The following is an 11,433-nucleotide window of genomic DNA, read 5'->3' as shown; positions in this document are numbered from 1 at the left end:
TCAATTTAATCGCAAATAAAGGAGGTAAGAGCTTACATGAATTCATTACAACTTCAAGATTCATTTGTCAACCTCGCAAAGGACCTTTTCGAGGTATTCAGTTGTTACATCGTTAGGAGGCTTCTTCTTTGTTCTCAGAGAAAGACCATTACCTCTTATATCCGGCTAAGTGGATTAAAAATCATTTTCCCCTGCATCCATCGATTCTTATGTCAATTCTGTGTCTGCCATTGGGCCACTCTGCCAGAGAGAATGAGCCTAAATACCTCTTCGGTCATAACCGGGTTGTGATCGAACTTCATTACTACACTAAGACTCGGATACGCAAGTATTCGTCCCTCTATGAACCCGCTCCCGAGAGAAGAAGAGGCCTTGCCAAACCCATAAATATGGCAACCGGATCAAGGATCTCCACGAGCTTCCTTTAAAGAAGGCCACCCTGCGGCTATATTATAGAATAGAGCTAACCTTTCAATATCTCAAGGAACAGGATTGCTTAACCAACTGGCAATGTAGAAAGGGAAAGGCCGTTAACTGTTCAGCCACCTTAAATACCTGTGCCCTTAGCCTCTTGAGCATCTTAAGGCTAAGACCATTGAACGAACTATTTTTAGCACTTTAAGCTCTGATGGACACAAATTGAAAAAAATTCAGGCCCTCGTGAATACTTTAAGAGATTGGCCGCTCAACCAATTCATAGCCACTATAGTATTAAGAAATTTTAATATTCCTTTAATCTATTTTTAATATTTTCCTATTATTTAGAATTTTTTTATGTTATTTTAAAAATTATATGAGATTTGGGAAATATGTATAATTTTAGTAAAAAAATCAATGTGGTGGTTTTACTATTAGTTGGGATACTTATCTTTTTCTTTAACCTTGGGAGTAGAGATCTTTGGGATCCTGATGAGACTCGATATGCAGTTATCGCCCGAGAAATGAGGGAAAGTAGAAATTGGGTTTTACCCCATCTTAATGGGAAAATATATGGAGAGAAGCCACCTCTTTACTTCTGGCTAATAAATTTTTCAATATTCTTATTGGGCAAGAATTCAGAATTTGCAAATCGTCTTCCATCTGCCCTTTCCGGTTTTACCACAGTTCTCGTAACATTCTTCTTTGGAGAAAGACTTTTCAATTATAGAGTTGGTTTTACCTCAGCTCTTATTTTAGCCACCTGTATACTGTTTCCTTCAATTTCGCGATGGGTAATATTAGATTCCTTGCTGACACTCTTTTTTGTTTTAACTCTTTTCTCTTTTTATAGAGGCCTCGAGAATAAAGAAAAAAGAAAGTTATACTATCTTTTAGCTGGCCTTTTTATGGGATTTGGAGTCTTAACAAAAGGTCCAGTTGCTTACCTTACAATACCAATTTTTATTATTTTCACTATCCTAACAAAAAGAGTAATTGATTTTTTGTGTACCGAACTCCTTTGGAGCTTTCTTCTTTCAGTTTTAGTAGTTTCGGTTTGGTTTGTTCCAGCCTGTTTGGAAGGAGGAAAATATTATGCTAATTGGATCCTTTTCAAACAGGTCATTGGAACATATATTGAGGGAGGTAAGCACTTTCATGCCAAGAGGGCCTTTTTTTATTTTATCCGTTTTCCTTTAGAATTTATTCCTTGGATAGTTTTTCTGCCTAACTCGATTATTTCTGGATTAAAGAGATACAATGAAAAGAAAAAAGAATTTTTTTTTCTCTTCGTCTGGTTTGTTTTTATATTCCTTTTCTTTACTTTCTCTAAAGGAAAGAAAGATAATTATATTCTTCCACTTTATCCAGCCGCATCTATTATGATTGGAACTTTTTTTGATTTTGGATTTAGGTTTTTAAAAAGCAAAAAGATCATAATTACAGGGCTTATCTCGCTTATAATAATTTTTCTAATTGGTTTTTTTAGTATTTTAATATTTTCCCCCAAAAAAATTTATATTTCATTTATTGAATATCAGCATCTTTTAGGATTTATCCTTTTTTACCTAATGATCGGGAGTTTAATCTCACTTATTTTGTTTTTAAAGAACAAAAGATGGGCCTCATTTACAAGTATTATTCTTATATTTATTGCATTTCATCTTCATATATCCTCCGCTCTACTCCCAGGGCTAAATTCCCAGAGATCTATGAAAAATTTTTCAGAAAGAATTCTTAAGAGAATGGCTTCCGAAGATGATATAAAAACTTATTGGTTTACCTCAAATGGATTACTCTATTACACAAAAAAATCATATATTGAAGAGATAAATAATACAGATCGCTTTAAAGAAGTCTTCAATTCATCCAAAAGAATATTTATTGTTATCTTTGAGGAAATGTTTGATCAGCTAAAAAGAGAAACAGGAATTGATATGATTCCAATAGAAAAAGCCCAGATTGGCCATTGGAAGTACGTCCTCGTTTCAAACCATTAAGAGTTAGGAAGTGAGAATTTTGAAAAAGGATTAGGAGGATAATATGATTAGATTTTTTAATCTAAATAAAAACATATTTATTTCGTTCATCATAAGTCTTATTTTTCTCTTCTTTTCTTTTTTATCGATCAAGATAATTAAATATTATAGAGCTTATCAAAGCCTTCCCTCTGAACATTTAGTTGGAAATAAGAACTCAAATGTACAAAAATTGGAAAAAGAAGGGTTCCCATTCTCTTTTTTAGTGATTGGAGACATTGAAAGAAGTGAAAAGGGAGAGGTATTAATTAAAAAGGCTTTAAAGAACGGAAGATTTTCTTTCCTTATACTTTTGGGAGATGTAGTTAGAAAACCTGATATCTGGGAACATCGTTTCTTTTTAACCGATATGGTTACAGAAATAAAACCCCCTTTTCCTGTTTTTATTGTTCCTGGGAATCACGATATAGACTATACTTCGAAAAAAATAAAACATAATGAACGGAGGGTTACACAAGAAGTTTTTGATTTTCTTTACGGAGCGAGGAGCTTTGATTTCATCTTCAATCATTGCCTCTTCATTCTCTTAGAGGTTGATCCGAGGAATCCGAATGGATATTTAAATTACCTTCATGAAGTCTTGGCTAAAAAAGGCGAAGGAAAGAAGTATATTTTTGTATTTATTCATTTCCCACCTAAAGGTTTTGGGGCCCTTAAGGATTTTCTCCCAAATGAAGATCAATTTTTTTCTATTTTGGAACGTTATAAGGTGACAACTTGCTTTTTTGGACATTATCATGGATATAGGAGAGGTCAGAGAAAAGGGGTGAATTTAGTGGTTGCGGGAGGAGGAGGTCGTTTAAAGAAGACTCAGTCTGAATGGGGAAAATTTCACCATATATTGAAAGTTAGTGTCGATGAGCATATAATTAGTGAAAATTTGATAGTCCTTGAAAAGGGTATTTATTTCGAAAAATCTTTTGAAAATTGGGTATTCACACACCTTTTCCCAATAGTTGAAGATAGAGGCTGGATACTCTACATAGGTGCTATTCTGTTTTTTTGGGGAGGAGTTTACTTCTTAATTTATTTTATCGTTTCCGTAAGAAACAAAAATAAGAAAAAACCTTAAAGTTGGTATGGATGAGTATGAGGCTTTTATTGATTGGAATGGGAAGATGGGGGAGAAACCATCTTAAGACACTTACAAATTTGGTAGATGAACTTTATGTTGTTGATTCAGATCCAAATCAGCTGAGGGTCTGTGAAGAGTTTTCTATTTCGGGGGATAATCTTTCAACCCATTACATTGATTTTCTTGATTTCGTAGATGGAGTGGATATTGTGACACCAGCCGATAGCCACCTAGCCATTAGCAAGGATTGTTTCAAAAAAGGCAAGGATGTCTTTGTGGAGAAACCAATTGCCTTAACTTCCCAAGAGGCAAAAGAGATGATTTCGATGGCGGAAGAGAAAGGATTAATTCTTCAGATCGGCCATATTTACCGATACCATTCTGCAGTTTCGAAAATCAAATGCCTTCTTAAAGAGGGAAAACTGGGAGCGATTCGCTATGCATATGGACATTTTATGGGATTTAAGAGACCGAGAATGGATGTTGGAGTAACACAAACCGATGCCATACACTTTTTTGACCTTTTTAACTATATTTTTGATGAACTTCCGCAAGCTGTTACATCAGTTGTAAGAAACTATCTTGGTTTATCTCTTGATGATACATCTATTTCAATTCTTGAATATGGAGAAAAAATTGTCATTTTAGAGGCAGGTTATATGCCTCCTGAACAGAGAAGGGATATTGCTATTATTGGAGACCAGGGAAGCATTTATTGTGACTTTCAAAAGAATTTACTCCAATTTTATGAAAATCGCCATGAAAGAGAAGGAAGACAGTTAATAGCCATGAAAGGCGATGTTTCAAATATTTCGATTGATTTAGAAGAACCACTTTCAATAGAGTTAAGGGCATTTCTTGATTCAATAAGAGATCGGATAAAACCTTTGGCTGATGGTCAGGCTGGTTATAATGCATTAAAAATAGTAGAAGCTTGTTACGAATCGTCTCGAAAAGGAGAGCGAATTGAAATTAAATGGGAATAATTTTTTAGGAAGGAGCAAAAATGAAAATTCCTCTTTCAAAACCTTATATAGATCAAGAGATCAAAGATCGGGTTTGGAAAGTTATTGATTCAGGTCAGTATATTTTAGGAAATACGTGTAGGGAATTTGAAAAAGAATTTGCTGAATTTATAGGAGCTAAGCGCGGAATTCTTACTTCTTCTGGAACTTCTGCTATTTTCCTCTGTTTGAAGGCATTGGGAGTTTGCGAAGGAGATGGAATTATAGTTCCTTCCCTTACAGCATTTCCAACAGTTGAACCAATCTTTCATGTTGGCGCTATACCGATATTCGCCGATATAAATAATAATTTTACTATAGACCCCGAGCATATCCAAAAAATTCTGATTAATAATAAGAAGAGAGAGATAAAAATAAAGGGGATTATCCCAGTTCATCTTTATGGCCACCCAGCAGATATGGATCCTATACTTGACCTTGCCAGAAAATATCAGCTTTTCGTATTAGAGGACTGTTGTCAGGCACATGGAGCAAGATATAAGGGGAAAAGAGTTGGTTCAATAGGTATTGCAGGATGTTTCTCATTTTATCCATCAAAGAATCTAACAGTATTTGGAGATGGGGGAATAATAGTAACCTCAGATGACAATTTAGCAGAGACTGTAAGGATGTTAAGAGATCACGGGAGAAAGGAAAAATACAGGCACGAATTAGTCGGATTTAATCTTAGGTTTAATGAGATTCAGGCAGCAATTGGTCTTATTCAACTTCAGTACCTTGAGAGATTTAATGGTTCAAGAAGAGAAATTGCCAATTGGTATAATGAAGGATTAAAAAACCTTCCTGTAACTGTTCCAGAAGTTCAACAGTGGGCTGAAGCAGTTTTCCATTTATACGTTATACAGACACTTAATCGCGATAAATTAGCTACATATCTCAAAGAGAACGGAATCCAAACAGGGATTCACTATCCTATTCCATGCCATCTGCAGCCTGCAGTACAAAAGTTTCTCGGAGGACAACCAAAGCTTGAAATAACAGAGAAAGTTGTAAAAAATATACTTTCTTTGCCAATTTATCCAGACCTTAAACAGGATGAAGTACACTATGTATGTGAAATTATCAGAAAATATTTCGAAAAATAATTCCTCTCAAATTTGGCCTTTATTTTTCATCATTTTAGTTTTTTGTTTCTTTATTTTCATATTTGGAATTGGACTATGGGATCTTTGGAATCCAGATGAACCTCGATATGCAGAGGTAGCAAGAGAAATGGTAGAAAGAGGAGATTGGGTCCTTATGCATCTTAATGGAAAGATATATGGAGACAAACCTCCAGTTTTTTTTTGGTTGATAGCATTCTCCTCCTTTATCTGGAATGGATTTAATTCATTTGCAGTAAGATTCCCTTCAGCACTATTTGGAACCTTAACAGTTATTGTCACATTCCTACTGGGTAAAATACTCTTTTCTGAACATACAGGGTTTCTCTCGAGCATTATTCTTATTACATGTGTCGAATTTGCCTACTTATCTACGAGGGCAAATATCGATACAACTCTTACCTTTTTCACAACGACATCTATTCTATTTTTTTATCAATGGTTAATTTATATTAAAGAAGACAAAAATAAAAAAAAGATTAAGAATCTTTTGATTTATGGGTTCTACGTCTCCATGGCACTTGCTACTTTAACAAAGGGTCCGGTTGGATTTATAGTTACAATAATGGTTTCCATTACTTACCTATTGATCCAAAAAGATTGGAAAAGCCTTAGGGAAATGAGACTTTTTCCGGGAATGCTATTATTTCTCATGATTGTACTTTCGTGGTATATTCCAGCTGTTATTAAAGGTGGAAATGCATATCTAAAAGAAACACTATTTAAGCATACTGTTGAGGCTTATGTGAAAGGTTGGACTCATGTAAAACCTCCGTATTACTATCTTATTAATTTTCCTATAGACTTTTTACCATGGTTTCTATTTATGCCTGGTGCAATAATCTATAGCTTTTTAAAGATAAGAGAAGGCAATCGAAAAGAATACATTTTCCTTTTAATATGGTTCTTTTCTGTTTTCCTATTTTTCAGTTTCTCAAAAGGTAAAAGACCTATCTATCTACTCCCTCTTTATCCAGCAGCATCACTGCTTGTAGGGAAGTTTTGGAACGATTATCTTCTTAATTCTAATCGATTTGAAAGACTTTTTTCTATTCCGATAAAACTTTTATCTTTGATACTTATAATTTCAGGATCAGTGATAATTGTAATTTTGTATAAAAATTTTTTACCTGTTGGATCTTTTGTTACAAAATATCTCCATTTTGTTCCACGATTTAGTATTATCCCATTAGCTTTATCATTATTAACGTCTGGTATTCTCCTTAAACTTAAAAGAATTACAAAATATAAAACAGTTTCATTTATTCTTATAGCATTAATATTTGGAGGTGGGTTCTTCTATACTACTCGAATAATATTTCCACTTGTTAATCCCTATAAATCAGCACGGTTTTTCTCACAGGAAATTAAACAGGCATTAAGACCTGGCGAGAAACTTGCAATTTTCGGAGGATTCGGAACAGGTCCTTATAATTTTTATACAGGGATTATTCCAATTATTGAATTGAATAGTGAGGAGGAACTTATTAAATTTTTTTCTTCGAAAGAAAGGGTTTTTTGCTTATTAAAATTTAATGATTATGAGAGAGTAAAAAAAGAAAATATCTTAATTCCTTTCAATTTAATTTCCGATCGTAGGATAGGGGGTGATCACATTGCTTTATTGTCAAATCAATGATTTTAAAGATAAGGACAATGGGATGATTGAGATTTCAGTTGTAATACCTGTTTTTAATGAAGAAGAGAATCTTCCGGTTTTAATTCCCCAACTTTACGGAGTACTTGAAAAGCTTAAAAAACCATTTGAGATTATCTTTGTTGACGATGGTTCCAGAGATGAGAGTCGTAATATAATTAAAGAGGCTTCACTACATTATCCCCAAATCCATATGATAGGTTTTAAGGAAAATTGTGGTGAAACAGCAGCTACTGATGCTGGGTTAAGAGAGGCAAAAGGAGGAATAATTATCACTATGGATGCTGATCTCCAAAACGACCCAAATGATATCCCAATAATGCTCGAATATTTAAAAGAATATGATATGGTTACAGGGTGGCGACAAACAAGAGAAGACTCATGGATAAAAAGAATCACTTCAAAAATAGCAAATAAAATTCGTAATTGGTTAAGTAATGAATCTATTCGAGATAGCGGCTGTACATTTCGAGTCTTCCGAAGAGAGTGTCTAAAGAATATAAAACTTTTTAAAGGGATGCATAGATTTATGCCCACACTTTTTAGGATGGAAGGGTTTCGTGTAATTGAGATACCAATTACACATCATCCGAGGAGATTTGGTGTTTCAAAATATACGACACTTAATCGCATGTGGTCTTCCTTCATTGATCTTCTTGCAGTCCGATGGATGAAAAAACGTTATATCAATTTTAATATTGATGAAAGAATTTAAGATAAGAATTATTTATGCAGAATATTGTCAAAGATAAATGGATAACCATATTTTTTATTAGTGCTACTGGATTTGTCCTTCTCTTTAACCTCTGGGGTCGTAGCCTTGAAAATCATGGTTACATTAGATATGCAGAGGTAGCCCGTGAAATGATCCGTTCGGGTGACTGGATTGTTCCTCATTTAAATGGGAAGATTTTCATTGATAAGCCTCCATTACTCTTTTGGCTCATAGCCATTCCTTCCTATATTTATGGCTCAGTGACTCCATTTATAGCTAAACTTCCATCAGCCTTATTGGCCTGGGTAGGTGTAATAATCATTTTTCTTTGGGGAAAGAAAGTCTATGGAAGAATTGAAGCCGGCATCATCGCTGGAGGAAGCCTTCTCTCAAGTTATCAATACTTTTTCCAGGCGAGGTTGGCAAAAACAGATATTATCCTGTGCGTATTTGTTATCCTTTCATTATATTTTTTCTATCTCTGGTACAATGAACAAAATTTTAGAAAGTTTCCTTTCTGTATCTTATCTTTATTTTTTATCGGACTTGGAATACTTACTAAGGGTCCATTTGGATTTTTTCCACTTATTTTTATATTGATATATATTATTTTAAATAAACAATGGAGTACACTTATTGGAAAAGAATTTATTCTTGGGTATATAATTTTAGGGCTAACAGTCCTTCCTTGGGCAATTTCCTTCATTTTTAGAATTGGATTGGAACAAACAATTTTATTAATAAAGGAAAATAAGATCCTTTCAAGAACAGCCCCTTTCTATTTCTATTTTATTCAGATCTGGGGAGAATTTTTCCCTGGTTCAATATTTATACCTTTCCTGACAGTTTACATTTGGAAAGAGAAAAAAAGGGTATGGCAATCAAAATATATTTTTTTTCTAATCTGGTTTTTAACCCTCTTTATTTCTCTAACATTTTTTAGGTATAAGGCTTCTCGATACCTCCTACCAACACTTCCTCCATTGGGATTAATGATTGGGGGAATATGGAAGAAAGGATTTAAATTTCTTATAATAATCTTCCTTTTTGCAATTTCCGTCTGGCATATACGTGAATTTATATGGATAAAAAAAGATAACCTTTATTCGCCTGGTATGACATTTATTATGGAATTAAGGCCTTTTTTAAAAGGGGAAATACCTTTTGCATATAAATTAGATATAAGTACTCTCGAAGAGATAAATTTTTACTTAGATCCACCCATTCCGATTATAGTATTAAAAGATTTGAACCATCTAAGAAAAATCAAGGAGTATAAAAAGATATTTATAATAATGCCTAAAGAGTCTTATGAGGATTTAAAAATTCGTTTAAACAATTCAATTTCCTTTTTAAAAGAATTTCCATATAAGAAAGGGAGGTTAATTTTAACCTCTTATTAAGTTTAGATTTTCGTTTAAAATTGAGATTACAAATAAATGGGCAATGAATTCAAATCAATCTATTGAGATTTTAGCTATTTTACGAGTCTTGAATGGAGAATAAAATCTTTCTTCTTTCGTTTTCAATCTTTAGGTTTAATAGAATGCACCATTTTTATCTATATTTTTATATTTTATTTAAAATGGAAGGATATAAAGTAATAGATGTTACCGTTAAACCCCATGATTTGGTAAATCTAAATATAATATTATAAGTCGTTTAATAAGATCTTTTTTCAATCTATTGGTAATAAGATGGATAAAAAATAGAAATATCCAATATGAGATAGAAGAAAGGATTTAATTATGGGATTAATATTTTTTGGTTTTATAGTTAATTTTTTAAGGGATATTCAGGCAAAATATCCACAGTTTCAATTAGATTTCTGGTTGATTTTTGGATTTATTGGTCAACTTATGTTTACTATGAGGTTCTTAGTCCAGTGGATAGCCTCAGAAAGAAGAAAGGAGAGTGTAATTCCTGTTTCATTCTGGTATTTCAGTTTGATTGGCGGATTGATAGTTCTTATATATGCAATACACAGAATGGATCCTGTTTTTATATTAGCATATTTACCTGGAAATTTTATATATTTTAGAAATCTATATTTTATTTATAAAAGTAAAAACCGCCATTAAACCGTTAATCAAAAAGCTCTCGCCACATGGACACCATTCAGCACAGCCTAAATTTATCTCCGTGTACACTATTGATAAATGGCTTAAGGACCTTATAGTCACGCCTGAATGGAAAGATGGGAAAAAATTGGAAATAGGATTCTTGTATTTGTGGTAATACCTTTCACCTGAAAGGTTTTTGGAAACAGGATACTGACTAAAATTATAGCGAAAGATATTTATTAATACAAACTTAAGAGGAAAAAATTCTTAATTCCTCTCCTGAGTGGCTTCAATAACTTATCATAATTTCTCTTGAAACAGGAGTTAGGCAGAGCAAGGTTTTAAATCTCAAGTGTCACAGATAGACCTTTTCAGAAGAATAATTACGATTCTTGAGCAGAAAAATAAATCAAAGGACGCCCTGCCATTGAATGAAATGGCCATGGAGGTTCTAAAGGCCAGAAGTAAAATCAGAAATATCAAATCAAATCTTGTCATTTATAGCAATAAAAGGACGATGATCGATGCTTCGGCCAATCTTATGAGAACACTTCCCTTAGGAGTTAAAAAATCAAGTATCCCTTCATCTGAGATGGCATGATCTCAGGCGTACCTTTACAACTCGTCTCGCTCAGTGTGGAGGAGATCTTTATAAAATCCAGAAACTTAGCAGATGGAAAGAGATCTCTATGCTATCAAGATACGCCGATCCCTAGCCTGAGAGTTTAAGGGATGGGGTTTAGATTCTCGATAAGGTGAGGAAAATATTAGGAAAAATTTAGTATAATCGAAGGGAAGCCATATTTAACAATACGAACTGGTGGTTTTCGGAAATATAAACGGAACCCCCTTTTCTTTTTTATCCCCACCCCACCCAACCCAACCCCTGAAGGAAGAATTGAATTTTTGAAAGCGTCAAAATCCTCTTCACCCCGTGAGATAGCTTGCTTCATCTCACGGGGTGCGCTTGCCCGAAAAGGTCTTATTCATTCCCTAAACCCAGCCCTTTCTTCAACCTATGAAAGAACAGATACTTTCAATAATTCTGGCTTAATAAAAACAATGGAAAGTATTTTGATATCTATTGAAAGGGCTGGGGCTGGTCAGTAGCGTTGCTCAAGAGCTTAAATAATTTTTCAGTCCAGTCTTCATCTACCAAAAATAAAACATGATGATTTATATATTCATCTTTTGAAGGAGGAGATGTCCTTCCTTTTATCAACTTCTCATATGGAGTTTTTGAAAGAATAAAAGATTCTAAAACCACCTTCTCATTACCGAGTCTTTGTTCTAATTGCTTAATATCATCTTTAAGTTTTATTTTCTCTTGGTCTAACTC

12 protein-coding genes are annotated in these 11,433 nt (G+C 33.6%); 11 read left to right on the top strand and 1 reads right to left on the bottom strand.

What is annotated here, in order from left to right; all coding sequences use genetic code 11:
- Nucleotides 1-128: 128 nt before the first annotated feature.
- From ACUVXA_RS09715 to ACUVXA_RS09665, 11 genes are all read left to right on the top strand, one after another.
- Nucleotides 129-428 carry a hypothetical protein gene (locus ACUVXA_RS09715; protein WP_445871059.1) on the top strand — a complete coding sequence of 100 codons (300 nt, stop codon included), beginning with the start codon at nucleotides 129-131 and terminating at the stop codon, nucleotides 426-428.
- Between the two features lie 381 nt (nucleotides 429-809).
- A complete protein-coding gene (locus ACUVXA_RS09710; RefSeq protein ID WP_445871058.1) occupies nucleotides 810-2,417 on the top strand; it encodes an ArnT family glycosyltransferase in 1,608 nt (535 codons plus the stop codon).
- A gap of 43 nt (nucleotides 2,418-2,460) precedes the next feature.
- Nucleotides 2,461-3,528 (top strand): metallophosphoesterase family protein, encoded by a 1,068-nt coding sequence (locus ACUVXA_RS09705; RefSeq protein WP_445871057.1) that lies wholly within the window; start codon nucleotides 2,461-2,463, stop codon nucleotides 3,526-3,528.
- A 29-nt stretch (nucleotides 3,529-3,557) separates the two neighbouring features.
- Nucleotides 3,558-4,517 carry a Gfo/Idh/MocA family protein gene (locus tag ACUVXA_RS09700; protein WP_445871056.1) on the top strand — a complete coding sequence of 320 codons (960 nt, stop codon included), beginning with the start codon at nucleotides 3,558-3,560 and terminating at the stop codon, nucleotides 4,515-4,517.
- 20 nt (nucleotides 4,518-4,537) lie between these two features.
- Entirely contained in the window at nucleotides 4,538-5,641 is a 1,104-nt protein-coding gene (locus ACUVXA_RS09695) for a DegT/DnrJ/EryC1/StrS family aminotransferase (protein ID WP_445871055.1), read from the top strand.
- Nucleotides 5,592-7,298 carry an ArnT family glycosyltransferase gene (locus ACUVXA_RS09690; protein ID WP_445871054.1) on the top strand — a complete coding sequence of 569 codons (1,707 nt, stop codon included), beginning with the start codon at nucleotides 5,592-5,594 and terminating at the stop codon, nucleotides 7,296-7,298. Before ACUVXA_RS09695 ends, ACUVXA_RS09690 begins: the two co-directional genes overlap by 50 nt.
- A complete protein-coding gene (locus tag ACUVXA_RS09685; protein ID WP_445871053.1) occupies nucleotides 7,276-8,031 on the top strand; it encodes a glycosyltransferase family 2 protein in 756 nt (251 codons plus the stop codon). Before ACUVXA_RS09690 ends, ACUVXA_RS09685 begins: the two co-directional genes overlap by 23 nt.
- A gap of 14 nt (nucleotides 8,032-8,045) precedes the next feature.
- A complete protein-coding gene (locus ACUVXA_RS09680; RefSeq protein WP_445871052.1) occupies nucleotides 8,046-9,434 on the top strand; it encodes an ArnT family glycosyltransferase in 1,389 nt (462 codons plus the stop codon).
- A 345-nt stretch (nucleotides 9,435-9,779) separates the two neighbouring features.
- Nucleotides 9,780-10,112, top strand: coding sequence for a lipid-A-disaccharide synthase N-terminal domain-containing protein (locus tag ACUVXA_RS09675; RefSeq protein ID WP_445871051.1), 333 nt, complete (start codon nucleotides 9,780-9,782; stop codon nucleotides 10,110-10,112).
- Nucleotides 10,113-10,446: 334 nt separating this feature from the next.
- The gene (locus ACUVXA_RS09670) at nucleotides 10,447-10,695 is read left to right on the top strand and encodes a hypothetical protein (RefSeq protein ID WP_445871050.1); all 249 of its coding nucleotides are present in this window, start codon (nucleotides 10,447-10,449) and stop codon (nucleotides 10,693-10,695) included.
- On the top strand, nucleotides 10,682-10,810 hold the full coding sequence (locus ACUVXA_RS09665) for a tyrosine-type recombinase/integrase (RefSeq protein WP_445871060.1): 129 nt from the start codon (nucleotides 10,682-10,684) through the stop codon (nucleotides 10,808-10,810). Before ACUVXA_RS09670 ends, ACUVXA_RS09665 begins: the two co-directional genes overlap by 14 nt.
- A gap of 365 nt (nucleotides 10,811-11,175) precedes the next feature.
- On the opposite strand, the gene ACUVXA_RS09660 is transcribed toward ACUVXA_RS09665, so the two are convergent.
- Nucleotides 11,176-11,433, bottom strand: a 258-nt coding sequence (locus tag ACUVXA_RS09660) for a hypothetical protein (protein WP_445871049.1), incomplete at its 5' end; no start/stop codon positions are given.

This window comes from Candidatus Jordarchaeum sp. (assembly GCF_052745115.1).
The sequence above is the reverse complement of the archived record's forward strand: the minus strand, read 5'-3'. Positions and strand labels throughout refer to the sequence as shown.

Excerpts from the sequence above, each read along its gene's own strand:
- ACUVXA_RS09680 (WP_445871052.1), top strand. The coding sequence starts at position 8,046 with ATGCAGAATATTGTCAAAGATAAATGGATAACCATATTTTTTATTAGT.
- ACUVXA_RS09690 (WP_445871054.1), top strand. The coding sequence starts at position 5,592 with ATGAAGTACACTATGTATGTGAAATTATCAGAAAATATTTCGAAAAAT.
- ACUVXA_RS09705 (WP_445871057.1), top strand. The coding sequence starts at position 2,461 with ATGATTAGATTTTTTAATCTAAATAAAAACATATTTATTTCGTTCATC.
- ACUVXA_RS09695 (WP_445871055.1), top strand. The coding sequence starts at position 4,538 with ATGAAAATTCCTCTTTCAAAACCTTATATAGATCAAGAGATCAAAGAT.
- ACUVXA_RS09710 (WP_445871058.1), top strand. The coding sequence starts at position 810 with ATGTATAATTTTAGTAAAAAAATCAATGTGGTGGTTTTACTATTAGTT.
- ACUVXA_RS09675 (WP_445871051.1), top strand. The coding sequence starts at position 9,780 with ATGGGATTAATATTTTTTGGTTTTATAGTTAATTTTTTAAGGGATATT.